This is a genomic window from Cohnella caldifontis, from assembly GCF_029360585.1.
In the GTDB taxonomy this organism is placed as follows: Bacteria; Bacillota; Bacilli; order Paenibacillales; family Paenibacillaceae; genus Cohnella; species Cohnella caldifontis.
In genome coordinates this window covers 17,564-44,384 of sequence record NZ_JAQZSJ010000003.1, presented here as the reverse complement: position 1 = coordinate 44,384, position 26,821 = coordinate 17,564, and the positions used below count along the sequence as shown (strand labels likewise).

At 57.3% G+C, this 26,821-nt stretch carries 25 protein-coding genes; 13 read left to right on the top strand and 12 right to left on the bottom strand.

All coding sequences use genetic code 11. The features are described 5' to 3' along the window. Positions 1–9: 9 nt before the first annotated feature. The 6 genes from PTZ19_RS05940 to PTZ19_RS05915 all read left to right on the top strand — a co-directional run bounded on the left by PTZ19_RS05940 (position 10) and on the right by PTZ19_RS05915 (position 7,753). On the top strand, positions 10–1,728 hold the full coding sequence (locus tag PTZ19_RS05940) for a sensor histidine kinase (protein ID WP_276353030.1): 1,719 nt from the start codon (positions 10–12) through the stop codon (positions 1,726–1,728). Next, positions 1,706–3,280, top strand: a complete 1,575-nt coding sequence (locus tag PTZ19_RS05935) for a response regulator (protein ID WP_276353028.1) — start codon at positions 1,706–1,708, stop codon at positions 3,278–3,280. Before PTZ19_RS05940 ends, PTZ19_RS05935 begins: the two co-directional genes overlap by 23 nt. Positions 3,281–3,356: 76 nt before the next feature. Further along, positions 3,357–4,220 (top strand): carbohydrate ABC transporter permease, encoded by an 864-nt coding sequence (locus PTZ19_RS05930; protein ID WP_276353026.1) that lies wholly within the window; start codon positions 3,357–3,359, stop codon positions 4,218–4,220. Position 4,221: 1 nt separating this feature from the next. Further along, complete coding sequence (locus tag PTZ19_RS05925; protein ID WP_276353023.1) at positions 4,222–5,049, top strand: carbohydrate ABC transporter permease; 828 nt, start codon at positions 4,222–4,224, stop codon at positions 5,047–5,049. 15 nt (positions 5,050–5,064) lie between these two features. Continuing rightward, complete coding sequence (locus PTZ19_RS05920) at positions 5,065–6,801, top strand: class I mannose-6-phosphate isomerase (RefSeq protein WP_276353021.1); 1,737 nt, start codon at positions 5,065–5,067, stop codon at positions 6,799–6,801. Continuing rightward, complete coding sequence (locus tag PTZ19_RS05915; protein WP_276353019.1) at positions 6,773–7,753, top strand: ROK family protein; 981 nt, start codon at positions 6,773–6,775, stop codon at positions 7,751–7,753. Before PTZ19_RS05920 ends, PTZ19_RS05915 begins: the two co-directional genes overlap by 29 nt. An 86-nt stretch (positions 7,754–7,839) precedes the next feature. Here the strand turns inward: PTZ19_RS05915 and PTZ19_RS05910 are convergent, their stop codons facing one another. After that, positions 7,840–8,358 carry a DinB family protein gene (locus tag PTZ19_RS05910; protein WP_276353017.1) on the bottom strand — a complete coding sequence of 173 codons (519 nt, stop codon included), beginning with the start codon at positions 8,356–8,358 and terminating at the stop codon, positions 7,840–7,842. 51 nt (positions 8,359–8,409) lie between these two features. Continuing rightward, the gene (locus PTZ19_RS05905; RefSeq protein ID WP_276353014.1) at positions 8,410–9,423 is read right to left on the bottom strand and encodes a helix-turn-helix transcriptional regulator; all 1,014 of its coding nucleotides are present in this window, start codon (positions 9,421–9,423) and stop codon (positions 8,410–8,412) included. 108 nt (positions 9,424–9,531) lie between these two features. On the opposite strand from PTZ19_RS05905, the gene PTZ19_RS05900 reads away from it, so the two are divergent. Beyond that, entirely contained in the window at positions 9,532–9,960 is a 429-nt protein-coding gene (locus PTZ19_RS05900; protein WP_276353011.1) for a DUF2243 domain-containing protein, read from the top strand. 43 nt (positions 9,961–10,003) lie between these two features. On the opposite strand, the gene PTZ19_RS05895 is transcribed toward PTZ19_RS05900, so the two are convergent. After that, positions 10,004–11,239, bottom strand: coding sequence for an endo-1,4-beta-xylanase (locus PTZ19_RS05895; protein WP_276353008.1), 1,236 nt, complete (start codon positions 11,237–11,239; stop codon positions 10,004–10,006). Positions 11,240–11,419: 180 nt separating this feature from the next. Here PTZ19_RS05895 and PTZ19_RS05890 point away from each other — a divergent pair, with 180 nt between their 5' ends. Beyond that, the gene (locus PTZ19_RS05890) at positions 11,420–12,685 is read left to right on the top strand and encodes a hypothetical protein (RefSeq protein WP_276353007.1); all 1,266 of its coding nucleotides are present in this window, start codon (positions 11,420–11,422) and stop codon (positions 12,683–12,685) included. A 40-nt stretch (positions 12,686–12,725) separates the two neighbouring features. Here PTZ19_RS05890 and PTZ19_RS05885 read toward each other — a convergent pair whose 3' ends face one another. After that, the gene (locus PTZ19_RS05885; RefSeq protein ID WP_339329309.1) at positions 12,726–13,400 is read right to left on the bottom strand and encodes an MmyB family transcriptional regulator; all 675 of its coding nucleotides are present in this window, start codon (positions 13,398–13,400) and stop codon (positions 12,726–12,728) included. A 319-nt stretch (positions 13,401–13,719) separates the two neighbouring features. On the opposite strand from PTZ19_RS05885, the gene PTZ19_RS05880 reads away from it, so the two are divergent. Beyond that, complete coding sequence (locus PTZ19_RS05880; RefSeq protein ID WP_276353005.1) at positions 13,720–15,105, top strand: MFS transporter; 1,386 nt, start codon at positions 13,720–13,722, stop codon at positions 15,103–15,105. 61 nt (positions 15,106–15,166) lie between these two features. Here the strand turns inward: PTZ19_RS05880 and PTZ19_RS05875 are convergent, their stop codons facing one another. Continuing rightward, complete coding sequence (locus PTZ19_RS05875; protein WP_276353003.1) at positions 15,167–15,829, bottom strand: hypothetical protein; 663 nt, start codon at positions 15,827–15,829, stop codon at positions 15,167–15,169. A gap of 200 nt (positions 15,830–16,029) precedes the next feature. Between PTZ19_RS05875 and PTZ19_RS05870 the strand changes: the two genes are divergently transcribed. Then, positions 16,030–18,117, top strand: a complete 2,088-nt coding sequence (locus tag PTZ19_RS05870; protein ID WP_276353001.1) for a sensor histidine kinase — start codon at positions 16,030–16,032, stop codon at positions 18,115–18,117. Continuing rightward, positions 18,114–18,794, top strand: a complete 681-nt coding sequence (locus tag PTZ19_RS05865) for a response regulator transcription factor (protein ID WP_276352998.1) — start codon at positions 18,114–18,116, stop codon at positions 18,792–18,794. The genes PTZ19_RS05870 and PTZ19_RS05865 overlap by 4 nt, the downstream gene beginning before the upstream one ends. Before the next feature lie 38 nt (positions 18,795–18,832). Here PTZ19_RS05865 and PTZ19_RS05860 read toward each other — a convergent pair whose 3' ends face one another. Next, positions 18,833–19,468 (bottom strand): hypothetical protein, encoded by a 636-nt coding sequence (locus PTZ19_RS05860; protein ID WP_276352995.1) that lies wholly within the window; start codon positions 19,466–19,468, stop codon positions 18,833–18,835. Positions 19,469–20,112: 644 nt separating this feature from the next. Here PTZ19_RS05860 and PTZ19_RS05855 point away from each other — a divergent pair. Both PTZ19_RS05855 and nspC read left to right on the top strand, forming a co-directional pair. Then, positions 20,113–21,360: a saccharopine dehydrogenase family protein gene (locus tag PTZ19_RS05855; protein ID WP_276352994.1), complete on the top strand. Its 1,248-nt coding sequence runs from the start codon at positions 20,113–20,115 to the stop codon at positions 21,358–21,360. Position 21,361: 1 nt separating this feature from the next. Beyond that, positions 21,362–22,489, top strand: coding sequence for a carboxynorspermidine decarboxylase (nspC, locus tag PTZ19_RS05850; RefSeq protein WP_276352991.1), 1,128 nt, complete (start codon positions 21,362–21,364; stop codon positions 22,487–22,489). 574 nt (positions 22,490–23,063) lie between these two features. On the opposite strand, the gene PTZ19_RS05845 is transcribed toward nspC, so the two are convergent. The 6 genes from PTZ19_RS05845 to PTZ19_RS05820 all read right to left on the bottom strand — a co-directional run bounded on the left by PTZ19_RS05845 (position 23,064) and on the right by PTZ19_RS05820 (position 26,745). Further along, the gene (locus PTZ19_RS05845; RefSeq protein ID WP_276352989.1) at positions 23,064–23,213 is read right to left on the bottom strand and encodes a hypothetical protein; all 150 of its coding nucleotides are present in this window, start codon (positions 23,211–23,213) and stop codon (positions 23,064–23,066) included. Positions 23,214–23,229: 16 nt separating this feature from the next. Further along, complete coding sequence (locus tag PTZ19_RS05840) at positions 23,230–24,444, bottom strand: NAD(P)/FAD-dependent oxidoreductase (RefSeq protein WP_276353681.1); 1,215 nt, start codon at positions 24,442–24,444, stop codon at positions 23,230–23,232. A 211-nt stretch (positions 24,445–24,655) separates the two neighbouring features. Then, positions 24,656–24,823 carry a hypothetical protein gene (locus PTZ19_RS05835; protein WP_276352987.1) on the bottom strand — a complete coding sequence of 56 codons (168 nt, stop codon included), beginning with the start codon at positions 24,821–24,823 and terminating at the stop codon, positions 24,656–24,658. 198 nt (positions 24,824–25,021) lie between these two features. Continuing rightward, on the bottom strand, positions 25,022–25,354 hold the full coding sequence (locus PTZ19_RS05830) for a hypothetical protein (RefSeq protein ID WP_276352985.1): 333 nt from the start codon (positions 25,352–25,354) through the stop codon (positions 25,022–25,024). Beyond that, the gene (locus PTZ19_RS05825) at positions 25,351–25,824 is read right to left on the bottom strand and encodes a hypothetical protein (protein WP_276352983.1); all 474 of its coding nucleotides are present in this window, start codon (positions 25,822–25,824) and stop codon (positions 25,351–25,353) included. Before PTZ19_RS05825 ends, PTZ19_RS05830 begins: the two co-directional genes overlap by 4 nt. Positions 25,825–25,962: 138 nt before the next feature. Then, positions 25,963–26,745, bottom strand: coding sequence for an alpha/beta fold hydrolase (locus PTZ19_RS05820; RefSeq protein ID WP_276352982.1), 783 nt, complete (start codon positions 26,743–26,745; stop codon positions 25,963–25,965). Between the last annotated feature and the right edge of the window lie 76 nt (positions 26,746–26,821).

The following is a 26,821-nucleotide window of genomic DNA, read 5'->3' as shown; positions in this document are numbered from 1 at the left end:
GGGGTTCCCGTGTCCATTTCGTTTCCTAATCGGCTCGTGTTCATTCTGGTCGTGGCCGTGCTCCTTCCGACTTTGCTGATCAATCTGGCCACGTTCAGCTTCATCAAGAAGGAAATGCAAGCGGACGCCACCTCCTGGCTTCAAGACATGACCTTGAACACGGGAAAGACGATGGACAATTACGTTCGGCTGCTCAGCGGCATTACCAAAAATCCGGCTTACGACTTCACGCTCAACAACATTCTGGAGAAACACTTGAACAATCGCGAAGGACTGCTTGGGTACTCCTATGAAGATACGGCTCAGATCAACGGGTGGCTGTCCATGATGCTGGCGACGGATCGGAGCAATATCGCGTCGGTGGAAATCTTCGACCGCAACGGGAACCGGTTCCATCTCGGGAGCCAGATCGCGGACCCCGATACGTCCTGGATCCAGCGGACCAAGGCGCTGGCCGGAGCGGCCTACCTGTTCCCGCCGATCGAGGAAGAGGACGGACGCGCGCTGTTCGCGATTTCCCGGCTGCTGTACAACCCGCAGACGTTCCATGAGATCGGGATGGTCCGCATGTACTACCGGCTCGATTTCACCTTGGACGCCGGCCGCAAATTGCTCAACCAGAACGGGAATCTCTACTTGGTGAACGACCGGAAGCAGGTCCTCTTCGATCTCCAGCATCGGTGTCTCGGCCGCTCGTTGACCCAATGCGCCGGATCGGACCATTTCCAAAGCCGGTTCGTTTCGGACGTGACCAACTGGACCTTGGTGACCGCCATTCCGAAGAGCCAGCTCTTCCTGAAAGTCGAAAGCATCCAGCGCCTCATTCTCCTCGTCAACCTATTCTTCTTTCTCGTCGCCCTGATCACGGTCGTCGGCGTCAGCTACCGGATCTCGCTGCCTCTGAAACGGCTGAGCCGGCTGATGCTGAACGCGCCGAAGCACCAATTCAACATCGAAATTCCCGATACCCGAAGGACGGACGAAATCGGCGTCATCACGGCCAGCTTCAAGCACATGATCGGGCGCATCCACGAGCTGATCCGGGAAGTGCTGTCCATCGAACGCCGGCGCAAAAGGTCGGAGATCGCCTCCTTGCAAGCCCAGATCAATCCGCATTTCCTGTACAATACGCTCAGCGCCATCGTCATGCAGGCGGAGATCGACGGCAATTACAACATTTCCACGATGGCTTCCAAGCTGGGCAAGCTCCTTCGCTATTCGATCGGCAAGGAGGAAGAGCGGGTCACCGTCCGGGAGGAATGCGCGTATATCCAGCTGTACATCGAAGTCATGAAATACCGCTACCCGAAGCTGATATTGGATCTGGAGGCCGAAGAAGCGGTGCTCGACTGGCCCATGATGAAATTGCTGTTTCAACCGATCGTGGAAAACGCGATCATCCACGGCATCGTCCCCTCGGGCCAAGAAGGGGCGATCCGGATCGAAATCGCGGGAGATCAGGAGTCGGGAACCGAAAGCCTCTTGATCCGGATCCGGGACTCCGGCGCCGGCATGAGCGAAGATCAACTGCGGGATCTGAAGCTCGCGCTGCAGGAGGAAGATGTCCTGTTCAAGGAACATCTGGGCGTCCGCAACGTGTACGGCAGAATTCAACTCGCTTATTCGAACGGGAGGTATTCCTTTGACATCGACAGCGCCCTCGGACAAGGAACCACTTATACCATCCGGCTTCCCCGAATGGACCATGAAGCTGCTGATCATCGATGACGAAGAGCTGATCCGGATCGGCCTGACGAAAATGATCGAGCGGATGGATCTTCCCGTGGAGGTCGCGGGCACCGCCGCCGACGGGGAGCAGGGGCTGCGGATGATCGCGGAGCTGGAACCGAACGTCGTGTTCACGGATATCCGCATGCCGAACATGGACGGCCTGGAGTTGATCGAACGGCTGGCGGAGTCGCACTTCGGCATCCGTTCCGTCATCCTGAGCGGATACGACGACTTCGAGTACGCCAAACAGGCGATCAAGCTGGGGTGCAAGGATTATTTGGTCAAACCGCCCGACTTCGCGGAGATCTACGATTTGCTGCGCAGGATTTACGAAGAGTTCGCGCAAGAACGGACGAAAATCGTGGAGGAAAGCCGCAAGAACGAATTATTGAACCGGAATCGATGGCTGCTGCAATCCGATTTTCTCCGCAAGCTGGCGACCGAACCGTCGAAGCTGTCTCTCCGGACGATCGAGGAGCAAGCCGGCAAGCTGGGCATCCGCTTGTCGCCCAGCCTGCATGCCGTCGCGCTGTTCCAATGCGAGAACCGCTATGAAGTCGGCCGGAAATACGACCGTTCGGAATGGGAGCTGCTCAAATACGCCTGCTGGAATATCGCTTCGGAAGTCACGCAGAACCTGCCCTGCTTCTACGACGGAGAGGACAGGCTGGTCATTCTGATGCCGGCGCAGCATGCTTTCGAAGACAGCTGCGAGAAGCTGCAGGAAATCCGCAGACATCTTTCGCACTACTTGAATTTGTCCTTCTCCGCCGCGCTGTCGTCCTCCGCGTCCCTCCCCTTGCTCGCGAACGGGTATGCCGAAGCCCGCCAGCTGCTCGCGCTGCGCCGGCCGCGCGACAACAGCGTGCTGATCACGTACCGGGACGCGGTCGCGCACGTCAAGGCCGACTGCCAAGCCCACGTGTCGCAGTTGAAGGCGTTGCAGCAGCCGGGAGCGCCGGAGGACGCCGTGCCCGCGCTGAAAGCTTGGCTTTCCTCCGTGAAAGCGTCTTCCTATGCGCCGGCGGCGCTGGACGTTCTGGCGCGGGAACTGCAAATCGCGCTGATCGTCCTGTCGCGCAAGCTGCCGGCATTGCCCGAAGGATGGACGGAGCGGCTGGCGCTGGCGGATTCTTTCGCCGAGCAAATCGCCCTGTTCCAAGAGCTGGCCGAACCCGAAGACCGGCAGGAACCGGGCAAGCCGTATGCCAACCAGACGGTCGACAAGGCGATCGCCTTCATCCGCGCCCATTACGCCCGCGACATCAACCTGACGGCCATCTCGGAGCACGTCAACATGAATCCCGCCTATTTCAGCGTCATGTTCAAGAAAAAGACCGGGCTCGGGGTCATCGAGTATTTGACCGACTTCCGGATCGAGGCCGCCAAGAAGCTGCTCGCCGAAACCGGGATGAAAATGTACCAGATCGCGGATGCCGTCGGATATCGGGACGCCGCCTATTTCTCCAACATTTTCAAGCGCTGCGCCGGCATGACGCCGCAGGAATACCGGAATTCGGCGGCTATAAATACTCCAAGAAATCCATAGATCCTCTATTATCCCTCTCCGCTCCCCTCATTACAATGAAGGTACCAATGCCATCATGAGGACAGGAGGAGAGCGGATGAACGCTTGGAAGAAGCATGGCGCCGCCTTGTGCTACACGTTACCCGCCGCGCTGATCATTGTGGCGTTTTTCATAACGTCCATCGCATACACGCTTTACGTCAGCTTCACCGACTACGACGGGCTGGATTCGCCTCACTGGGTCGGCTTCGAGAATTACGCGCGTTTGTTCCAGGACATGACCTATATCACCTCTTTGAAAAACACGTTGATCTGGGTGGTCGCGACGCTCGTGTTTCCCGTCGGGCTGGGCCTGCTGTTCAGCGTGATGCTCCAGAGGATCAAGGGGCAGCGCCTGTTCAAAAACATTTTCTATCTGCCCTACGCGATGTCGCTTACGGTGGTCGGCGTCATCTGGGTGCTGCTGTTCTCCCGGACCGGCATCAACTTCGTGCTGACGCAGGTCGGCCTGGACAAGCTTGCGCTGGATTGGCTGAACACGCCGCCTTACAATACGTACGCCATGATCGTCGCTTCGATCTGGCAGGGCACCGGCACGAACATGCTGCTGTTTCTGATCGGACTGGGCTCCTTGCCCAAAGAGCCGTTCGAGGCCGCCGCCATCGACGGGGCCGGCCGCGCGCGAACGTTCTGGAACATTACGCTGCCGCTGCTGAATCCGATCACGATCGTCGTCTTGGGCATGTCGCTCGTCAACAGCTTCAAAATTTTCGACATCATCTGGGTCATGACCATGGGGGGACCTTACCGTTCGTCCGAGACGCTGGCCGTGACGATGTACCGGGAGTCGTTCGTCATCTTCCACTTCGGGCAAGGCGCCGCCATTTCCATCGTCCTGACGGTCATCTCCATTGCCGTGTCGTGGTTCTACTTGAGACAAACGATCGTGAAGGAGGCCTGACATGCGGACGTTCTCGAACGCTCTCCTCTATGGCTGCATGATCGTGCTCGCGGTGCTGTGGCTGCTGCCGATCGCGCTTGTCCTGATGAACGCGGCCAAGTCGCTGGAAGATTTCACGCAAGGCAACATCTGGGCCCTGCCGCATTCGTTCAGCCTGTTCGCCAACATGAAAGAGGCGCTGCACATGGGCGAATTGGGCCGGGGGATGCTGAACAGCTTCGGCTACAGCTTCCTCGGCGCCGGCATCAGCATCCTGCTGGCGGCGATGGCCGCGTTCGGCGTCGTCATCCTTCGCCTGAAGGGCGGATTCTACTGGTTCCTGCTGATTTACAGCGGCACGGTTTTCCCGTTTCAAATGTATTTGGTCCCGCTGTTCAAAGGCTATCAGCAATTCGGCATTTACGACACGTTCGGCGGGATGCTCCTGTTCTATGTCGCGATCTCCATTCCGTTCTGCATGTTCCTGCTCCGCAACTACATGACGACGATTCCGTTCGAAGTCGTGGAAGCGGCGCAGATGGACGGGTTCCGCAGCTTCGGCATTTTCGCGAGGATCATCTTCCCGCTGCTGCTGCCCCCGGTATCCGTGCTGATGCTGTTCCAGTTCACCTGGATTTGGAACGATCTGGTATTCGGCTTGACGCTGAGCCGCTCCGAGTCCGTAAGGCCGGTCATGGCCGGGCTGGCGTCGATGCAGGGGATCTTTTTCCGCTCCGGGGTCACCACGCTCATGGCGGGCATCGTCCTGACCTCGATTCCGACGATCGTCCTGTTCTTCTCTCTTCAGCGGAACTTCATCAAAGGCATGGTATTGACCGTGAAATCGTAAAGGAGCGTTGTCGAATTGACGAACTACGATAAACATCCTGAAATCCGGATTCGAGGCTGGCAAGGTCATGCTTGGAAAGGGTATGCCGAGATCGGGCGGGAACTGGCCCGGCATGCGGACGGCCGGGAGAAATTCGTCCTTACGGTCGAGTGCTACCCTTCCGTCCGGACGGCGGAAATCGTCGACGGCTTGCGGGAGCGTTTCCGTTTCGCGAAGATCGTCGAGGCCGAGTTGGCCGCCAAACCGCTCGGCGAGTTGAAAGCGATGCTGGGCCCCTACGTGACGGACGACCGCGTCTTCGGCTTCATGGCCCCCTTCGAGATCGGGGATTATTACGACGAGGACGAATTGGGCCGGCTTCGGGAGTCGGTCAACGCGGTAACCGAAGGAGTCGTGCTCGTGATCGGAACGGGCGCTTCCCTGGTCTGCAAGGGAGACTGCACGGTCTACGCGGATTTGGCGCGTTGGGAAATCCAATCGCGCTACCGGAGCGGCGAATTCGGCAATTGGCTGCTGGACAACCCGCAAGAAGAAATTCTCCGCAAATACAAAGTCGGCTTTTTCGTCGAATGGCGGGCGGCCGACCGGCTGAAGCGCAAGCTGCTGCCGGAATCGGACTATTATCTGGATACGAACCGCGGCGGCGATCCCCGGATGGTCAGCGGGAAAGCGCTGCTGGACGGTTTCCGCCAGGCGGTCCGGCAGCCGTTCCGGCTCGTGCCTTACTTCGATCCCGGCGTATGGGGAGGGCATTGGCTGGAGGAGCATATCGGTCTGGAGAAGCGCGAGCATCCGTACGCGTGGGGATTCGACGGCGTGCCGGAAGAGAACAGCGTCTATCTGAGATACGACGACGTTCGCGTGGAAGTGCCGGCGATCAACCTCGTCTTCTTCGAGTCGATCGGCTTGCTCGGAGAGCGGGTATTCGCCCGGTTCGGCGCGGAATTCCCGATTCGATTCGATTTCCTGGATACGATGGGCGGACAGAATCTCAGCCTGCAGGTTCACCCGCTTCCGGAATATATCCGCAAGGCGTTCGGGATGAGCTACACGCAAGACGAAAGCTACTACATGCTCGATGCCGGTCCGGACGCGACCGTATATCTGGGCTTGAAGGAAGGCGTAGACCCGAACGCCATGCTGGCGGATCTGGCGAAGGGGCAAGAAGGCGTCTCTTTCCCGGCCGACAAGTACGTGAACGTATTTCCGGCGAAAAAGCACGACCACTTCTCGATCCCGGCGGGTACGGTTCATTGCTCGGGCACGAACGGCATGGTGCTGGAAATCAGCGCGACGCCTTATATTTTCACCTTCAAATTATGGGATTGGGACCGGCTGGGCCTGGACGGAAAACCGAGACCGATTCATCTGGAACACGGCGCGTTGAACATTCGCTGGGATCGGACGACCGGGTGGGTGCAGAGGGAGCTGGTGAACCCCATCGTGCCGATCGGCAGCGGAGACGGCTGGCGCGAGGAGCGTACCGGCTTGCACGAGAGCCAGTTCATCGAAACGCGGAGGCATTGGTTCGAAGGCGTTACGCCCCATCATACGAACGGCGGCGTTCAAATGCTGAACCTGGTGGAAGGCGCGGAGGCGATCGTCGAGAGTCCGTCTCAGGCATTCGAGCCTTTCGTCGTCCATTATGCGGAAACCTTCATCGTACCCGCCTCGGTAGGCGAATACACGATCCGCCCCGGCGAAAGAAGCGGCGGCGGCACGCATGGAACGATCAAAGCCTATGTACGGTAACGGAGGGACCGACGGACGGGTCGCCATCGCCGTCGATTTCGGCGGGACGAACATCAAGCTCGGACTCGTTCGGCAGGGGCAGGTCGTCTCCCGCGCCTCGCTGCCCTCTTATTCCGATCAAGGGCTGATCGGACGGCTGCCCGCCGTCGAACGGGAAATCGGGCGGCTGCTGGCCGAACGGCGGCTGCGGCCGTCCGACTGCGCGGGACTCGGGATCGCGACGCCCGGGATGGTGGATGCGGAGAAGGGCACGATCCTGTCCATCAACGAGAAATACGCCGATGCCGTCGGCTTTTCTTTCCGGGATTGGGCGCGCGGCGCCTTCGACCTGCGATGCGTGCTGGAGAACGACGCGCGGGCGGCGCTTCTGGGCGAGATCGCCTACGGCGCGGCCGTCGGGGAGACGGACGCCGTCTTGCTGACGTTCGGCACCGGCATCGGGACCGCCGCCGTGATGAACGGCCGAATCGTCAGAGGCAGGCACGCGCAAGCGGGCATCCTCGGCGGCCATTTCGCGACGGATATCCGCGGGAACGCCTGCAACTGCGGGAATACGGGCTGCCTGGAGGCGCAAGCCGGGCATTGGGCGCTGCCCGCGTTGGCCAAGCGGCATCCCGGCTTTGCCGGCAGCTCGCTTTCCCGGCACGGCTCGCTCGGCTATCGCGAAATCATCGAGGCCGCCGGGAGCGGCGACCGGGTCGGCGCCGAATTGCTGGAGACGCTGGTCGCCCATTGGAGCGCGGGCATCGTGAACATGATCCATGCCTACGATCCCGAGACGGTCGTGCTGAGCGGCGGATTGATGAAGTCGCAGGCCGTCCTGGTCCCCATGCTGCAAGAGAAAGTCCGGCAGCGAAGCTGGACGCCCTGGGGAGAGGTGAAGATCGTCGTGTCCCGCGATCCCGACGCTTCGGTTTTGTGGGGGTTGGCTTCGCTATTGAATCCGAAGTAAACGCATAGAGACCGAAAGGGCCGTTCCCCCGCGGGGCACGGCCCTTTTCCTTTCCAATTCCGAACGCGAACGGCCGGCGCCGCGGCTTACCGCCGGTCTTCCTGTCGTTCCACCAAAAAAAACATATAATCGGTCGGGACCCCGGCATACCCTTGTTGTCTCAGCATCGCGGCCACGTTGCCTCGATGATACGTTCCGTGGTTGACCACATGCTGCAAGATGTCGGAGAAACGCGTGCCGAGACGGCCGTACTGCGGATGCTCGATCGTCATCGCCTTGTCCGGGTCAGGCGTGCGCCGCAGCAAGTCGCGGAACTCTTCGGCGGCGCCGGCGAAAAGCTGCCGCATTTCGTCCACCGTTTTGTCCTCCGTTTCCTCTTCCCAGCCCTGGATCTTCTGAAAAATGACCTCGTTCGGAACTTCCGCAAGCACGGACATGAAGAGCCTTTCGAATTTGTACATGTGCCCGAGCACTTGCGACACGGACGCGAATACGCTCTTCACCTCCGCATGGAATGCATCCTTCGGAAGCTGCTCCAAGTGGGCGAACAGCTGGTCGTTCGCCCAGACATGATAGTCGTATAATCGGTGCGCTTGATGAGGCATGGAACCCGTCACCTTACCTTCCGTAGTCGTTTGGCTGCTTCAGCCATGCCTCTATCGTACACCGGGTTTCTTGACAAACTTTGTCAACGAAGATGGATCGGGTTCTCTTTCGTAATGTTCCGCGATTTCGCAAGCCATCTCCCGGATTCGACGCCTGAGATCCTGCGGCTCCCGAATCCGAATCGCCGTGCCGAACGTCATCAGATACGCCGGAAGGTACTTGTTCATCGTCGGGACGTCGAGCTGAAACCGCGCCTCCCGATCGGTTCGCTCGATCAAATAGTGACGCATGTGCCAGTGTCCGCAAACCGCGTTCAGCGTGTCCGGCTCCCCCTCGATCCGGATGATCGCCAGCGGTCCTTCCGCCTCCCGCTCCCGCTCGGACTGGTCGCGGAAAAAAGCGGACGCGGAGAACCGCTCCGGCTTCTCGAACCGCGTTTCGGTCGGCTCCAACCGCTCGATGCGGTCCACGCGGAACGTCCGGACGGCCTGAGACCGATGGCAGAACGCGACGGCGTACCATTCGTTCCTGTCGTAGGCCAACCCGTACGGATCGATCTCGCGTTCGTCGGCCTGCTCCGCATTCGCTTTGCGGTAGGCGAGGCGGACCGTTCGTCCGTCCTTCGCCGCCTCCTCCAGGTCACGCAGCATCGGAACGACGGACGGCGGGCGCGCGTGAGAAATCACGTCCAATCCGCTCGTCTGAAGGGCCAGCTCGTGGCGCTGCTCTTCGTGCAATCCGTTTTCCACCTTTTTCAACGCGCTTTCCAGCACTTCCGTATACGGATAACCGGCGCCTTGCGCGAATTTAGACGCGTCCACGAGCGCCTTGAGTTCCGCGGAGTTGAAAAACAAGGGCGTCTCTTTAAAGCTTTCCAGAATGCGAATGCCGCCGTCATGGCCCGATTCCGCGACGACCGGCACGCCGCTGGCGCCTAAGGCGTCGATATACCGGTATACGGTGCGGACGCTGATCTCCAGCCTGTCCGCGATCTGCGCGGCGGTAAGCTTCCTTTCGGATCGCAGCATCCAAAGCATGGACAGCATGTTATCCCATTTCGCCATCGGGCGTATCCTCTTTTCCTGTCAGCTATGCCTATTGTATCAAATTTGCATGGCCAAGAACCGTTTTGGGCAAAAATGGGGATAGGTCGGCGAAGGGCGGAGCATGGAATGTGGAGGAATAAAAGCTTTCTCGGAGCGTTATTCACGGGGATGGGAGTCGTCGGCATGCTGGACGGCATCGTCTTCCATCAAATCCTGCAATGGCACAGCGTGATCATGGAGACGGACCGGACCGGCCAAATCCAAAGCGACGGATGGTTCCATTTGTTCGTCACCGCGCTTAGCTTCACCGGAGCTTTGTTGCTGCGAGACGGCGCGGCGGGCGATCGTCCGCGTCTCTTTTGGGGCGGGATTCTCATGGGAGCCGGCATCTTCAATTTAGTGGAAGGCATCGTGGATCACCATCTGCTGCAAATTCACTACGTCCGATTGGTGACGGACCATTTCGCTTATGATGTAAGCTACGATCTGTTCGCGGCGCTTCTGATCCTCGCGGGGTGGACGATTTGCCGCAGAGCCCGTGCTTATACGGATTAGGGCCGTCCTTGGCGGGACGGCCCTTCCTGCGGCAACCTATCGATCACGACAGGACCAACCGTACGGTCCCCTCGTCCCGATCCAACGTGAAGCTCGCTTTCCGACCTTCGCATGCCAGTTCGTATTCGCCGAGGTAGCCTTCGAAGTTCAAGATTCCGGCATCATCGGTTCGGCATGCCGCATGCGTAGACCAGTCGCCCTTGATCCGCTTCTTGAGGAGCTCGTAAGCGGGTTTGGGACTGTTGTCCTTGCGGACCAAGCCGGCCGGAGCGCCGAGCCATGCGCCCGCGTCCGTGAAGTTCCAGGCGGTAATGGCTTCGACCAAGGGATGCTTGAACAGAATCGTATACATTTCGTCGATTTCCCTGGCTTGGCGTTCTTCGAATTCCGGCGTAGACGGCCACTCCGGGATTCGATAATCGTTCAGGTCCTCGATCTCGGGCGGCATCAGATGTCCCGAAGTCAGCGTGTTCTCCGTGAAATGGATCGGAAGACCGAAGGAAGAGAACCGTTCCAACACTTCCTCGAGCTTCTCCCGTCCCCAATATCCCTGGTGCTGATGGGATTGAATGCCGATCGCGTCGATCTTGATCCCCGCGTTCAAGCATCCGTCGATCAAGATTTCATAGTTGATCGAAGTATTGAAATCATTCAACAATAGCGTCGCATTCGGGTTGGATTCGCGCGTCTTCGCGAACATTTCCTTGATGATGCCCACGCGGCCCAGCTCTTGGCTGATTCTCGTAATCCCGTTGTCGTACTTGTCGAAGATCGGCATGATCACGACTTCGTTGATGACGTCCCACATGTCGATCAACCCTTTGAAGGCGGTTACGTCGCGTTCGATGCGGGCGAACTGCTCCTTCAGGATCTCTTCGTTGCTCAGATTCAGAAGCCATGGGGCCGTCAGCGTATGCCAGCACAACGGATGTCCTTTCACCGCGACGTTCCTTTCTTTTAACCATCGGGCGGCGGCCAGCAGTTCCTTCGTTCTCGGCTTGCCTTTCTCCGGTTCGAACAGGGCCCAGTAGAAAGGCAGCGTCGCGAAGTTGAAGACGTCGAGAAACAGATCCATTTGCCTATCCAGCCAGGGCCGTCTGTCCGCCGGCGCGTCCGGATCCGCGGCTTGGATCGCGTCGAATATGCCGCATCCGAACAAGAACTTGTGATTAGTCTGACGGAGCGTGATTTCCTTCCCGGCAACGGGGGTTCCGGACCCGTCCACAAGCTGGATCGTCTTGGCTGCCATCCGGTGTGCGAGTTCATTCGTCTGCGCCATTTCACGATTACCCCTATCCTCAGTATTGTGGTAAATCCGCGTGGGGGAAAGCGATTTCATTCTGCTCGTATCCATTGTACTAAACTTTCAACTTCATGCGTACTTGCGCTCAGCTTGGATATTTCAGGAATTTAATGGTTATGTTAGGCGGAGATAGTAAAATGCAGGAGTCGTTACCCTATGCCGAAGCCGAAGCATTTCCAGTCCGCTAACGTCAAACCCCGCTATTCCAAAGGGCAGATCTCCGTTTTCGGGATTAATTCCGTCTATCCCCGCACGCCTTGGGTTACCGCCTTATGGTCCGTTTGTTTTCCGGGGTTCGGACACATGTATATCGGGAAGTTCCTGCATGGTTTCATTCTGATTATTTGGGAACTCGTGGTCAACAATCTGTCCCATCTCAACGTGGCGATCGCCTTCTCTTTTCTCGGCAGGTTCGAGGAGGCGAAGGCTCAACTCAACCAGGACTGGGCCCTGCTCTATATTGCCGTATATGTATATTGCATCTGGGACAGTTACCGCTGCGCGGTGGAGATCAAAAAAAACCACATTCTTTCCGAAATCGAAGATGCGCCGATCACCCCTTCGGATATCAACTTTTTCGAAGTCGTGACCCTGGACAAAAAAAATCCCTGGGTGGGTGCGCTTTGGTCCGTCTTCTCGCCTGGCCTGGGGCAACTATACGGAGGCAGCACGGTTGTCGGCGCCTTTGTTTTGGCTTGGTGGATCGCGGTTTGCTATAAGGCCGTGGCGGTTCGTACCTGGCTCTATTCGTTCCTTGGGGATTTTAACCGCGCGACGGAAATCGTCGACTGGCAGTGGTTTCTTTTCCTGCCTTCCATGTACGGCTTCGCCATTTATCAGGCTTATGTATCCGTAACGGAGAATAATACCTTATTCGATATCGAACAAATCCGATTCCTGAGAGTGAGGGCCGAAAACTTGGGACACCGGAACGCAGCCGAAAGCCATACGGTACAAATCCTCGCCACTTTCGACCATTCGCCCTTCGTGGAGATGGCGATCCATGAGATCGAGAAGCTGGGCGTGCCGCCGCAGGATATCGTGGCGCTGCCTCTGGAGAACCTCGATTCCCAAACCCATATCCTCGACACGATCCATCGGGTCGACGGCAGAAGCATGCTGGATGGAGCCATGATGGGCGGAACCATTTTGGCGGTCCTGGGAGCGATCTATGGGTTCGTCTTGTACTGGGGACCCGTCATTTGGGGACTGATCGGCTTTGCGGCAGGTTTCATCTTGGGGCTGCTCATCGAATTGGCGTTCAATAAGCAGAAAAAAATAAAAGTTTCCTCAGGCCGCAAAAGCGAGGTCGTGATCGAGGTAACCTGTCAAGCTTCCCTGCAAAACCAGTTGATAACCGTTTTGAAATCACGGAAGTCACAGGGATTCGCGGTGATGCCTCGACGGCCGCCGTCAAATTGAAGACCGCCCGTATCTTGGCAGGCGTTTTCGCTCATTCGCTTTATGCTTGGCGGTTGACCCTCCCCGCTGCCGCGACTTGTTCCGCGATCAGCCGGCGAATCTTATTCGCCGTGTCGTACTCGGCCAGAGGCGTGCTCACTTTGATTTGCAGATCCGGGCTCTCGCTCGCTTGAAACGACACATTCTCAAATGCCAGCTTGCCCGCGACGGGGTGATAGATGAGTTTCCGGCCTTCCGGCGAGTAAAGCACGTTCTGATCCGGCCACCATTGCCGGAATTCCGGGCTGATGCGGGTCAACTCGCGAATCCGCTCCGTCCACCACGGGTCGCCTACGAACCGGCCGTACCCGGCGCGGAAACGCGCCAGCTGCCGCTTGGCATGTTCCTCCCAACCTTCTCTCTGCAATTCGCGGATGTAGGGCGACGTAAACGTTCGCCATACCGAGTTCCGTTCCAGCTCCGACATCGCCGCGTAATCGCCGTAAATGGCGGCAGCGGCCTTGTTCCAGGCGATCACCGTAATCGTGGGGTCGACCACGAATGCGGGAGCCGGCTCTTGCATGTCGAGGAAACGCCGCAACGCCGGAGACACGGTCGGCTGGGGCGTTCGCGATTCGAGCGGTTCTTGCCGGAGCGCCAGATGAAAGAGGTGCCTGCGGTCATTGGCGCTGAGCCGCAGCGCGCGCGCGATGTTGTCCAGCACCTGCGTCGACACCTGGATGTCCCAACCTCGTATACCAGTCGACGCTCACGCCGGCCAAAGAGGCGACCTCTTCGCGCCTGAGCCCGGGCGTGCGCCGCCTGCCGCCTTCCGGCAAGCCGACGAGCTCCGGTGTCAGACGTTCGCGGCGGCCGCGCAAAAATTGGGCCAGCTCCGTCAGCCTACTGTTCTTCGTTTGTTCCATGCGTACATCCTTCCTATCCTAAGAGTATCTGTCCCAGGATAAACCCTCATCTCGTTATGCGCTTTTTTCCATTGTACACTACGGAAGCGTAACGAAAATTCCCATTTTGGGATAACGGGGTGATGTCGCATGAATCCAACTTCCCTCTCGCGGCCGTATGCAACGAAAGGCAAATCGAACGCTTTCCTGTTGCTCGGGCTGTCGCTCGGCTATTTTATCGTGCTGCTCGACATGACGGTGTTGAACGTCGCCCTCCCGGCGATCCGGCACGATTTGGGCGGCGGATTCGCCGGCATGCAGTGGGTCTCGGGCGCTTACACGGTCGTATATGCCTGCTTGCTGCTGGCGGCAGGCTCGCTGGCCGATCGCTTCGGCGCCAAGCGGATGTTCATCGCTGGACTCGCCGTCTTTCTCGCCGCTTCCGTTCTATCGGCGTCTGCCTCTACGCTCGTCGTGCTGATCGCCGCGCGGGCATTTCTCGGGGTGGGCGGCGCGGCGCTGCTGCCGGCTTCCATGGCCTTGTTGACGCATGCCTACCCGAATCCGGCCGCCCGCGCCCGCGCGCTCGGCGTCTGGGCTTCCGTATCCGGCATCGCGATGGCGGCCGGCCCGATCGTCGGCGGCGTGCTCGTCGACTCGTTCGGCTGGCGCAGCATTTTCCTGCTGAACGTACCTATCGCGCTCGCGAGCATTGCCATTGCCGCAGCGGGAACGCAGGAGACGTCCCGCCGCCTGGAAGCGAGTTTCGACACCGGCGGCCAGCTATCCGCGATCGTCGCCGCCGGCGCGCTTACATTCGGCTTGGTACAGGGCGGTGTGGTCGGCTGGTCCGCTCCGCAGGTTGCCGCCGCTTTTGTCGCCGCTGCGCTCGGCGCGGCGCTGTTCGTGCGGTTCGAAGCGCGCGGCAAGTCGCCGATGCTGCCGCTCGGCCTGTTCCGCGTATCCGATTTCTCCACGGGGATCGCGGCGGGGTTCGCGGTGAATTTCGCTTTCTCCGGCCTGCTGTTTCTGCTGTCGCTGTACTTTCAGCAAACGCTCGGCTACTCGGCGTTCACCGCCGGTCTTGCGTTCCTGCCGTTTATGCTTCCGCCGGCCTTCAACCCGATGCTGACGGGGAGGCTTGTCGGCCGGATCGGCGCCCGAATTCCGGCCGCTATCGGCTTTGCCCTGCTTGCCGCAGGCACGCTGGTCTTGCTCTGGGCGGGAGAGGACAGTTCCTATGCCGTCGCCTTGATCGCGCAGCTATTGGCCGGCTTCGGCATCTCCTTCGCCATCCCCTCGCTGGTCGCCGCAGTCGCCTCGTCCGCGCCCAAAGAACAGGCCGGCATCGCCTCTGGCGCGCTCAACGCCAGCCGCCAGCTCGGCGCCGTGCTCGGCGTCGCGCTGCTCGGCACGATCGCCGGCTCGAGCGGCTCGTTCGTCGCCGGGATGCACGCGGCGCTGTACGTCGCTTCGGCCGCGCTGCTGGCCGGCGGCGCGCTGTCGCTGGCCGCTCTTGGCCGGCGCGGACGCTAGTCGTCTAGAGCGCCGATAAACTCAGACCCTTCCGCAAGGACATGGGTCTGAGCCCCTCCGCTCATAAATGTCCCGTTTCCGCCCGGTCGGGGTAGGCGCCTTCTCTTTTCTCGAAAGCCAGAATCCACCCGTACCAGGCAAAAATGAGATAAGGAAATAAACCCGCCAAATATTTGGTTTCCGGCGTGTAAGGAATAAAGATGAACACGGTCGATACGAGCATCGCGACGGCCGGCCATTGGGATAAAATCTTCGCCCGCAGCATCGAGATCCCCATCAGCAGCGTACCCAGCAAGATGAGCGGAAACAGGGCCGTCATCATGGCGAAGCCCGGCCCAATCGATCCGATTTTCATCGCCAGATCGTTCGCGGCTTGCAGCTGTTCCGCGTTCTGGATCCGTTCGTATATGACCGGGTATCCGAAAATTTGGATCGGAGAGTGGGTCCCGTCCAGCGTGAAAAAGAGAAAGAAGCACACGAAACTCAGCCATCCCCACCATTTCAATCCTGCCGCTTGCCTCAAATAGAGCCCGACGAACCCCATCAGAAACATGGCGAACGCGAGGACCAACCCGATATGGGTCCAGACCGCCACATCCACGAAGTAATCCATCTGCTCCATGCCGGACGGCACGTCTTCCAGATGAACGAATTGAATCACGATCGTCAAAATGCCGGAAATCAGCAACATCCAACCGCAGAAGCGAAAGAATCGGTCGGGCACCGGAATCACGATCTCCTCAACACCCTTCTAAACCGAGTATGGCCTTGCACTTTCACTATCGTAAGAACCGTTCTTTCCCGCAGGCAAGGCCCTTGTTCCCGACGTATCGGGAAGTTCGCCGGGAACAAAATTCCCACGCAGCCGGGACCAAAGGCATGCTATACTTCCGGTAGATATCCGTCGGATGAGAGGATCCCTTCATGGAGAGTGTTCTGAATCGCGTGCGGCTCGGGGGACGTGCCGGTCTGCATGCGTTGTGGTGGGTCGCGGCAGCCGTGTCCGTCTTCCTCTCCTTCATCACTCACGGTCTGGGCATCGGCGTTTACGAGAACGCCTGCGAAGGAACTCGGTGCGCCAGCTTTTTAACGATGAACCGGGGTCAAATGACGGATCTGGCTTCCGTCGGCATCAGTCCGGACTTGTACGGGAGCTTGACCGTCATCCTGCTGGCCATGCAGTGCATCTCGGCCTACGCCATCGGATTCCTCCTGTACCGTTACGGCTGGAAGGACCCATACTGCGTCGTCGCCTCCCTGCTGCTGATCGTTTGCGGCACCTACTTCAGCGCGGATGAAGCGCTGCTGGCCTCCTCGGACAAGTTCGCCTTCCTCTTGAAATGGTTCATGGTTCTCGATACCGTGGGATCCGTCTATATTTCCTTCCTGTTCCTGCTGCCGTTCGGGCGGTTCATTCCCCGGTGGACCTTCATTCCCGCGGCCGTCTGGTTTTTCGAAACGGCGATCTTGATGCTGCCGCTTCCCCCGGTCTTTCGGTACGTGAACATCCAGTACTTGCCCCCCAATGCGCGAATGGCCTATGTGACGGTCATGCTCTTATTGGTCATGTACGTGCAATGGTATCGTTACCGCCACCATGCAACGCCGGATCAACGACGGCAAATCCGTTGGTTCTGGGGGGCGATGGGCTGCTATATCCTGGCGGGCACGCTGGGCACGCTGGAAACGCCGGGCACGAACGGGATCGCCAAGATGCTCGATCTGGTTCTCCTCTACTCCGGCCTGTTGTTTCTCCCTTTCTCGATCGGCATCATCGTGCTGGAAAGCCGGGTCCGTCATATGTCCTCGGCCTTCAACCGCACGCTGGTCTATTTCGTTCTCAGCGTCGTGATCGTCATGGCCTACGCCTTGCTGGTCGGCGTACTCGGCTTCTTCCTGCAGGGGCAAGTGCCGGCGATCAGCGCCTTGATCGTGACCGGGCTGGTGGCGGTCATGTTCCAGCCGCTGCGGCAAAGGGTCCAAAGAGCGGTCAACCATCTCGTATTCGGGGAACGGGACGAGCCTTACCGGATGTTGTCCAATCTGTCGCAACGCCTTGAAGACTCGCTCACGCAGCGCAACCTGCTGCCGACGATCGTGGAGACGGCTGCGCGCGCCTTGCGCGCCCCCTTCGCCGCGATCGAGATTCATGACCGTGACGGCACGCGCACGCTGGCCTCCTTCGGGACCCCCACCGAGCAGATCAGCACGATCCATCTGGATGTCAAAGGCGAAACGGTAGGCTTGCTCATCCTCGGCATCGAGCGGGTACACGAAACGCTGCCGCCCGGCGGGCGCCATATGTTGCACGACTTGGTTCGCCAGATCAGCATCGCCGTCCAAACGATCCGGCTGACGGAAGAGCTGCATCTGTCGCGGGAGAAGATCATTCTGACGCGCGAGGAAGAGCGCAGGAGGATCAGGCGGGACTTGCACGACGGACTCGGCTCCACGCTGGCGAGCATCATGCTTCGGCTGGATGAAGCGGTACTGTATGAAGGCGAACTGCCGGAGCCTCTGAAGAAATCGCTCGAGACGGCTCAATCGCTTACCCGTAAAGCCATTACCGATATCCGGCGGCTGGTCTACTCGCTGAGACCGCCTGCCCTCGACGAATTCGGCTTGACCTTCGCGCTGAAGGAACTGGTTTTGCAATTCGAGGATTCGTCCCTGCGGTTCAACCTGGTCGGCTTTGACCGGCGGCTCACCCTGTCCGCCGCCGTGGAAGTCGCGGCGTATCGGATCGTTCAAGAAGCGCTGACCAACGTCGTCAAACATGCGGAGGCCGATAGTTGCGAGGTCCGGCTTCAGCTGCAAGACGACGTACTGCTCCTGGAGATTTCGGACAATGGGAAAGGGTTGCCGGAAACGCTGAGGCCCGGCATCGGGATTCGTTCGCTACGCGAACGAGCGGAGGAATTGGGCGGAACCTGCGCGCTGGATTCCAGCCCGGGGCATGGCACCCGGATTTCGGTCATGCTGCCCTTCAGAAGAGAGGAGATCGTGGGATGAAGGAGAACGGCAATGAGAAGCTGCGGATTTTGCTGGCGGACGATCATCCGATGTTCTGCGAAGGGCTCGTTGCCACGCTGCAGTCCGTGGAGGAACTGGAGGTTGTCGGCATCGCGTCGAACGGGGAAGAGGCCGTGCGGCTTGCCGAAGCATTGCAGCCCGACATCGTCCTCATGGACGTCAGCATGCCGGGCTTGAACGGAATCGAGGCGACGCGGGTAATCAACCGCGTCAGCCCGCACATCGGCGTTCTGATGCTTACGATGTTCGACGATGACAGCTCCGTCTTTTCCGCCATGAGGGCCGGCGCAAGAGGCTACCTGCTCAAAGGAGCGCAAAAAAACGAAATCATCCGTGCCATTAACGCCGTCGGCGGCGGGGAAGCCATCTTCAGTCCGACCATTGCCCGCAAAATGATGTACTACTTCGACAGCATCGTGGGCAAGACGGCCGATCACGCCTTGTTTCCCCAGCTGACCGATCGCGAACGCGAAGTCTTGAGCTGGATTACGCAGGGATTGTCCAATGCGGAGATTTCCCGCAAGCTGGGGCTTACGTTGAAAACGATCCGAAATCACGTATCCAATATCCTGAACAAGCTTCAGGCGGTGGACCGGACGCAAGCCATCCTCATTGCGAGGGAAGCCGGCATGGGGAGAAAACCGGGAGAAAGCTGACCTGCTCAAAGCCGGCATTTGGCCGGACAAGCGCGTTCTTAGGCTTTCCCTTTCCGTTCCGACCAGAGCGAGCAGCCCAGCCAAGCCAATGCCGCGCCCACCGGCACCGCCATGATCCGTCCGAGTTCATGCGGGAGAAGCGCGGCCGCAAGCGAAGCGACGGCTCCGACGGCAAGCAGGCCGGCCGCCCAGCGGGATAGGATGCGGGCACGGATCAACGCGATGCCGAACAGCAGGCCTCCGAGCAGATAGGATACCGCCGATAGGACGCCCGCCCCTGCGAGGGGTCCGAGATCGATCTCGCTGCCGGCCCCGCTGGAAAGTCCCAAGAAGCCTTCCACGAACTTGGGTGCGTCGGCGGTGAGAAGCGGCAAGACGAACGCTTCTACGAAGGTAGCGGCTGACGTCAACACGAACCATAAGATCATGAGGAGAAAGCCGATCAGGCCAAGCCAGCCTGCTTCTTTCACTTGCCTGGCGTAAACCCCCATGATCCCGAAGACGCCGAAAACGCACATGGCGATCGTTAAGTCGTGAACGGCTGCCCATCTTCCGGTGGTGACGGAAGACAAGGTTTCGGATGGATGGAGCGGCTGAATGACGATGAAGAGGATGCCTGCCAACAGTGCGGATAAGCCGGCCAAGCGAAGTAAAGCGGATGCGGATGGTTTCATTTTCTCACTCCGTTTTTGAGGTCGTTGTACCTCGCGATTTCATTGCAAGGGTTCTATGGATAAATGTAAATTTAACCATCCATCGTGTCAAGTATTTTTTACATTGGAGCACTCGACCATAGACGACAAATCGTTAAAAATATTTTCATTGATATAATCGGAGTTTGTGATATTATGAGATTGCATTCGTCATGATATTCAATATATATGGAGGATCTTAGTAAACAAATCATTTTTGACCACATCCACTAAGGAAGTTAAGGCCATTCGGACAGCCGGGTCAGATGCCGACTGGCAACTTTGGTTGCCTTATTGATTGAGCGTAAAAGCTCGAATTTTATAAGTTTGGTTCCATAACCAGTGCATACCATCGCACAACAACTTGTAAAACGGTCAATAAGAGTGGTAAAAGTGATTTTTTGCTATATAGACTCTGATCCGTTAACGATATATATGAATATTAAATAGCCTCCTTAAACAAGAGCTGTGTCCCGGTTGCCGGCGACATTTAATATTTCTGATTTATATCTAAAACAAGTGTGTTACGCGATGATGCGTTTTGTTCACTTGTTTTTTTGTGCGTAAAAAAAGCGGTTTGTTCAGAAAGGCATTTCAAACATTCATGCGGTAAGGGAGATCGGGAAATGGGAAAAGCACTGATCATCGGTTGCGGCGGAGTGGCATCGGTTGCCATTCACAAATGCGTGCAAAACAGCGAGGTATTCGAGGAAATTTGCATCGCCAGCCGCACCAAGTCCAAATGCGATGCGTTAAAGGCGAAACTTGACGGCGGCAAGACGAAAATCACGACGGCGCAAGTGGATGCCAATAACGTGGACGAACTCATCGCGTTAATCGAGAAGGTCAAACCGGACATCGTCATGAACTTGGCGCTGCCGTACCAGGATCTGACCATTATGGACGCCTGCCTGGCCACCAAAACCCACTATTTGGATACCGCCAATTATGAGCCTGAGGATACCGCCAAATTCGAGTACAAATGGCAATGGGAATACCGCGAGCGGTTCGAGAAAGCCGGCATTACCGCGCTTCTGGGCAGCGGCTTCGACCCGGGCGTAACGGGCGTATTTTCGGCTTACGCGCTCAAGCATTACTTCGACGAGATCGAGTATATCGACATTCTGGACTGCAACGGCGGGGATCACGGCTATCCGTTCGCCACGAACTTCAACCCGGAGATCAATATCCGCGAAGTTTCCGCCAACGGGAGATATTGGGAGAACGGCGAATGGATCGAAACCAAGCCCATGGAAATCAAACGCGTCTATAACTTCGCCGACGTCGGCGAGAAGGACATGTACTTGCTTTACCATGAAGAGCTGGAGTCCCTTGCGGTCAATATTCCCGGGCTGAAGCGGATCCGCTTCTTCATGACCTTCGGCCAAAGCTACCTGACCCACCTCAAGGCGCTGGAGAACGTCGGAATGACTTCGATCGAGCCGATCGAATTCGAAGGCAAGCAGATCATTCCCCTCCAGTTCTTGAAGGCCGTACTGCCGGATCCGGCGTCGTTGGGGCCGCGCACCGTCGGCAAAACCAACATCGGTTGCATTTTCCAGGGGAAAAAAGACGGCAAAGACGTGAAGTACTACGTTTATAACGTTTGCGATCACCAAGAATGCTACAAGGAAGTCGGCTCTCAAGCGATTTCCTATACGACCGGCGTTCCGGCCATGATCGGAGCGGCTATGATTCTGACGGGCAAGTGGAACAAGCCGGGCGTATACAACGTGGAAGAGTTCGATCCGGATCCGTTCATGGAAGAGTTGAATAAGTGGGGACTTCCGTGGGTAGAAGACTTTAATCCTGTACTCGTTGACGACGGTGAGGAATCGCTGAGCCCTCCCAAACAACCGGCGCTGGTTCGATAAGATGCGGTTTGACCAATTGCCAACGCCTTGTTTCGTCGTCGATGAGGCCCTCATCGAGAACAATCTGAAGATCCTAAACGGCGTCATGCGGCGGACGGGAGCCAAGATCGTTCTGGCCCAGAAGGCATTCTCCATGACAACCCTGTATCCCCTCATCGGAGAATACTTAAGCGGCACGACCGCGAGCGGCTTATTCGAAGCCCGGCTCGGCTACGAACAGATGGGCAAAGAAAATCACGTCTTTGCCCCTGCCTACCGGGAAGACGAGATCGATGAGATCATCTCGATCTGCGATCACATCATCTTCAATTCCTTCTCGCAGCTGGAGAAGTTCAAAGACCGAGCGCTGCGGGCCGGCCGCAAGGTCGGCTTGCGCATCAACCCGGAATGCTCGACTCAAGTCGGACATGAGATCTATGACCCGTGTTCGCCCGGATCCAGATTCGGCGTCAAACGGGAAGATTTCCGCCCGGACTTGCTGGATGGCGTATCCGGACTGCACTTCCATACCCTCTGCCAGCAAAATTCCGACGACTTGGAGACCACGCTGCAGGCGGTCGAAGCCAAGTTCGGCGAGTGGCTGCCGCAGATGGAATGGATCAACTTCGGCGGCGGTCACCATATCACGAGAGCCGATTACGATCTCGATACCCTCGAAGCTTGCATTAAGAGAATGCAGGATCGATATGGTCTTGAGGTGTATTTGGAGCCGGGGGAAGCCGTTGCGCTGAACGCAGGATACTTAGTCGCATCCGTGCTGGATCTTCATAAGAACGGAATCGACATCGCGATTCTGGACACCTCGGCGACTTGCCATATGCCGGACGTGCTGGAGATGCCGTACCGTCCCCCGCTTGCGGAGTCCGGCGAGCCCGGGGAGAAGCCGTATACCTATCGGCTTGCGGGCTCGACCTGCCTGACCGGGGACGTGATCGGGGATTATTCCTTCGATCAACCTTTAAAGAGCGGCGACCGGCTGGTGTTCGGGGATATGGCCATTTATTCCATGGTGAAGACCAACACGTTTAACGGCATGCCGCTGCCGGCGATTGCCGTCAGAAGCAAAGACGGCGATTGCCGCGTGGTGCGTGAATTCGGCTATCAGGATTTCAAGACGCGTCTGGCTTAGAATCACCTGCCGGCACCGGCATTCAGCCGGTGTCAGTTTCCTTGCGGCAATAAGAAAACCGTCAGGGAGAAATTCGTCCCTGACGGTCCTTTGTTTCGTGCCTCTGCAGTCACTCCTCAGCAATTTTCCCACGAACATCCTCAATCCTGTAATCGAATGAACATGACCATTGGGACCCGTTTGTCCAGAGGGACGGGGGTTAAGTTTGCGCGGCAGGCTTAATCATCTGTTGCCCCTCCTCCCCGTCACGGGTTCCGATTCTAACGGACACCGCAGCCGCTATTGGATCAAATTCCCTCATTTTCAAAACGTAACGGACACAGCGGCCCTTATCCGTAACCTGTTATGGTTATACGCGGGGCTTTTCCCCCAATAAGCGCAACTCTGTCCGTTAAAATGCGCTTTGCCGAGGAGCGACCCACATAACGTCCGCTGTGTCCGTTAACCTTACCGCCTCAGCGAATGGGCAGCCGGCGTCGGTCGCTCTCAGAAAGGGATGGAGCATGACTTCACCCGAAAAGTTATAAATTCTGATCGGTCGAAAAGAGCCATCCTTGACGGATGGCCCTCTTGTTTAGCTTGTCGTACTGTACACGATGATCCGGCGCGCTTCTTCCATTCGGCCGTCATTCGGGTGGGCAGCGGTCCACAGCAAACCTGCCGCCACCATCGCCGCGATGGCCAACCAGGTCCACCGCTTGCGGCCATTCGATTTTCCGTTCATCCTTCGTCTCCTCCTCTCAACCGGATTCGTTCATCGCCAGCAAGCTCCCGATCAACCGCTCGAAATCCGATGGCTCATTCGCATGATTGTAGATGCCGAGAAAAGACCGGGCGGCTTCGGGATGAGCGGCGATCAGCCGGTTCACCGCTCTCTGCTCCGGCGTAAACGGAACATTCTTCGTAAACTGGCAGGCCATATGAAACCGGGACATCATTTTCGCTTCCATCAAGCTCTGATACGTCTGGGCCATTTCCTCCCAATGGGCTCCCCAGTCGTCGTATCGGGATAGGACGTCGGTCAATAGATACGCGCTATACAGCGCGTCCTGCATGCCTTGCCCGACGGCCGGATCTTTGAACGAAAAAGCATCGCCGACGAGCGCCCATCCTTCTCCCATCCCTTGATACCAATCGTTGTCGTAGCCGCGCAGCCCTCGCACTTTGCCTTCTAGCCTGGCTTTGCGCAGCCGATCCGGCAACGGGGAACCCGCGAACCCGCTGTCGATCAGGTCGCGCATCGCGGCTTCGGGAGAGAGGGAGAAGCGGCGGCTCCAATCTTGATCGTCCAGCGGAAACATCACGCCCACGACGTACAGGTTGTCGCTGGTCGGAAACACGATGCCGATTTTGTCTTTGATTTTATACAGCTCAGCATGAAGGTCGCCGCTCTGCTCATAACCCGAGAAGTAGCCGACATAGGAAGCGAAATCCGTCGGCACGGCCAGGATTCGCGCACTGTTCGCCCGCTGCCGCAAGGTCGAGTTGCGTCCGTCCGCGCCGACCACGAGCCGGGACGTAAACCGCCCCTTCTCTCCGTCCCGGCGAACGCCTTCGATCCCGATGACCGCGTTGCCCTCCCGGATGACATCCGTGACGCGGAACCCTTCGATCGAGGTCACGCGAGCTTGAACCGACGCATGTTCGAACAAAAGACGATCCAGATGAACTCGCCTCATGCACAAGCATTCCGTCTCTCCGTCCACTTCGGGAAATTCCCCGTCGATGACGGCATCCTCGAACTGAACGACCGCTCGCTTGTAAAGAGGAGTATCCGTTTGCAGCAGTCGATCCAAAACGCCCATTTCCCGCAGCATCGCCAAGGAGTTGCCGAAAAAATTATGCGTCGATAAAACATCGCTCGGAAACGTGCTCTTATCCGCCAGCAGAACCTCATATCCCGCCTGTGCCAACTTGCAGGCAAGCGGCGAGCCGGCGACCCGGGCCCCGACAATGATGACGTCGTAATGATTGTTCAGACGTGCATCCCTCCCCTAACGGTTTGCCGATGATCGGCTCTCCTACGCTTCATCGTAGAACCCCCGATATCCCGCGCGCAAGGGTCGGTTTCCCGGGCTTCCGGGAACTTTGCCGGGAATCGATTTTTCCGGGATCAAAATAAAAAACACCAGCCGTTAACATGCCGGTGTTGGCGAGCGAAGATCGTCAAAACATCCCATTCTCGTTGACGGAACTCTCCGGTATGGACTGACCTAAATCCCAGAGTTCGACGATGAGTCCGTCACCTATGTAATATCGGTATGCTTCACGCACTTTCCCCGAAGCCGCCATTTGCAAAAACGATACGGCCTTTTCCTTGAAAGAAATCTCCATTCCCCATCATCCTTTCTCCGAAAAGAAACTAAAAACGTTTGTCTCCATGAATCCGAATGACGCCATAGAGAAGCGCCCAAATGCTGATTACCAATAAATATATCACAAAAGAATAAAAGGTATTATATCCATGCTGGTAATGAAAAATCCCTAGAGCCACGCACAATCGCTCGAATCCGCAGCTCATCAACGCCCACGCTAAAACGTACAACGGCGAAGAAGCCGGTTTGATGTTGAAAAAGTCATATAGATAAAAGAAAAGATAGCTGTAGGGTGCATATATGACGTGGGAAAAAAGTCCATCACTTCAAAGCGTGGGGCATCGTTAATGACATAATAACTAACCGGAAACACGCTCAACGTATGATCGAAAAAGAACCCCCAAAACATGCCGCACATGAGGTACACGCCCGTTGTCTTTTTAGGAAACCGTCGTGGCAGCCACAACACCATTAAGGTTCCGACGAAGAGGGCCGCGACGATAAACCACTCGTTCAAATTGAAATGATGGTCGAAACGGATTGCGTTCAAGATGTGCTGGAGGCCTCCTTATCCAGCCCTGCGTACCAACGGGCAATCCCCCAGATGAGGACGATAAACGCCCCGTACATGAGAACGGAATAGAATTCATTCCATCTTACGTACTCGATAAGTTCAAGCCGCAAATAGATCCGGTCTGCTGCGCACAAAGCCGACAGGATGAGCGCCAACGATGCCCCTCGCCATCTTGCTCTCAAGTTCGAGAGGAGCACGCATGTTGCCATGAGAACCAGAAGAGGGATGAAGATAAATCGGCAAATGTACATGGCAAAGGAGCCTTCCACTTGTCGAGTGAGCGGAACCCAGTGCAAATTGACGTCCATTACGGTGAATAGGGTAATCGTCAGGACCGCGATCACGAAATACAGAAAGATCATTTCTTTAAGCGTTAACCCTTTGGGGATCATCGCGAATACGATCATGACCAACCATGCCATGAAGGCAAGAACCGCGAGGGACATCGCCATCATCCTCATGAAGTAGGACTCGGAACCGGCAAATACCGGTTACATTATTCCCATACATCTCCCAAACCATCCGAATCGTCTGTCCACCTGCAAATTTATAGGGCCATCCTCTACAGGACGGCCCTAGGATGATCATTCGATAAATCGCGTCAGGAGCGGATTAAACTTATCGCGCTCTTCCCAGAATGCGCCGTGACCGCTGTAATGAAACGGGACAAGCTGCGAATTCCGGATTTGGCGATTCATTTCCCGTGCTTGCGCAAAAGGGATCACCTTGTCATGAACGCCGTGAACGATCAAGGTCGGCACTCCGATTCGGGGCAAATCGGCGTCCAGCCTCTCGTCTCTTAGCATGACGATGATCGCCGCGGTTGACCGGCCCGCCGCCTGAAGTCCCAACTGCATAAACCAGTCCGCGAAAGGACGGGTGATATATCGAAAGAAAAAGGTATCCATGACTTCTTGCATCATCTTGGGCCGATCGTTAAGCGCTTCGGAAAGCAATCGGTCGGCCGTTTCTTTCGTAAAACCGGCAGGAGCCGCGGCGTCGATGAGGACCAGTCTGGATACTCCGTATCCATGATGCCTGGCTATGTAGCGAATCGCGATGGCTCCGCCCGTGGAATGCCCCGCAAGCACGAAGTCGTTCAGTTGAAGCGCGTCAATGACCATCCGGATATCGTCGGCCAGACGGTCAAAATGGTAACCGTGGAAAGGTTTATCCGACTTTCCGAAGCCTCTCCAGTCGATGCCGATACATCGGTACCCCTTTGCGGGAAGAGTATCGAATTGGTACTCGAATTGTTCATGGCTTAACGGCCAACCGTGCAAAAACACGATCGTCTTGCCGCCCTTGGGATTGATATCTTCCACGTATAAATTTACGCCCGGCTCCACGGTGACGAAATACCCCATGCCGATTCCCCCATCGAACGAAATGGCTGCTGCAATAAGATACACACCCCATAAAACATAGGTGAATACCTATTCC

Excerpts from the sequence above, each read along its gene's own strand:
- PTZ19_RS05935 (WP_276353028.1), top strand. The coding sequence starts at position 1,706 with ATGAAGCTGCTGATCATCGATGACGAAGAGCTGATCCGGATCGGCCTG.
- PTZ19_RS05930 (WP_276353026.1), top strand. The coding sequence starts at position 3,357 with ATGAACGCTTGGAAGAAGCATGGCGCCGCCTTGTGCTACACGTTACCC.
- PTZ19_RS05925 (WP_276353023.1), top strand. The coding sequence starts at position 4,222 with ATGCGGACGTTCTCGAACGCTCTCCTCTATGGCTGCATGATCGTGCTC.
- PTZ19_RS05915 (WP_276353019.1), top strand. The coding sequence starts at position 6,773 with ATGGAACGATCAAAGCCTATGTACGGTAACGGAGGGACCGACGGACGG.
- PTZ19_RS05910 (WP_276353017.1), bottom strand. The coding sequence starts at position 8,358 with ATGCCTCATCAAGCGCACCGATTATACGACTATCATGTCTGGGCGAAC.
- PTZ19_RS05905 (WP_276353014.1), bottom strand. The coding sequence starts at position 9,423 with ATGGCGAAATGGGATAACATGCTGTCCATGCTTTGGATGCTGCGATCC.
- PTZ19_RS05900 (WP_276353011.1), top strand. The coding sequence starts at position 9,532 with ATGTGGAGGAATAAAAGCTTTCTCGGAGCGTTATTCACGGGGATGGGA.
- PTZ19_RS05895 (WP_276353008.1), bottom strand. The coding sequence starts at position 11,239 with ATGGCGCAGACGAATGAACTCGCACACCGGATGGCAGCCAAGACGATC.
- PTZ19_RS05890 (WP_276353007.1), top strand. The coding sequence starts at position 11,420 with ATGCCGAAGCCGAAGCATTTCCAGTCCGCTAACGTCAAACCCCGCTAT.
- PTZ19_RS05880 (WP_276353005.1), top strand. The coding sequence starts at position 13,720 with ATGAATCCAACTTCCCTCTCGCGGCCGTATGCAACGAAAGGCAAATCG.
- PTZ19_RS05870 (WP_276353001.1), top strand. The coding sequence starts at position 16,030 with ATGGAGAGTGTTCTGAATCGCGTGCGGCTCGGGGGACGTGCCGGTCTG.
- PTZ19_RS05865 (WP_276352998.1), top strand. The coding sequence starts at position 18,114 with ATGAAGGAGAACGGCAATGAGAAGCTGCGGATTTTGCTGGCGGACGAT.
- PTZ19_RS05860 (WP_276352995.1), bottom strand. The coding sequence starts at position 19,468 with ATGAAACCATCCGCATCCGCTTTACTTCGCTTGGCCGGCTTATCCGCA.
- PTZ19_RS05855 (WP_276352994.1), top strand. The coding sequence starts at position 20,113 with ATGGGAAAAGCACTGATCATCGGTTGCGGCGGAGTGGCATCGGTTGCC.
- nspC (WP_276352991.1), top strand. The coding sequence starts at position 21,362 with ATGCGGTTTGACCAATTGCCAACGCCTTGTTTCGTCGTCGATGAGGCC.
- PTZ19_RS05845 (WP_276352989.1), bottom strand. The coding sequence starts at position 23,213 with ATGAACGGAAAATCGAATGGCCGCAAGCGGTGGACCTGGTTGGCCATC.
- PTZ19_RS05835 (WP_276352987.1), bottom strand. The coding sequence starts at position 24,823 with ATGGAGATTTCTTTCAAGGAAAAGGCCGTATCGTTTTTGCAAATGGCG.
- PTZ19_RS05825 (WP_276352983.1), bottom strand. The coding sequence starts at position 25,824 with ATGTCCCTCGCGGTTCTTGCCTTCATGGCATGGTTGGTCATGATCGTA.
- PTZ19_RS05820 (WP_276352982.1), bottom strand. The coding sequence starts at position 26,745 with ATGGGGTATTTCGTCACCGTGGAGCCGGGCGTAAATTTATACGTGGAA.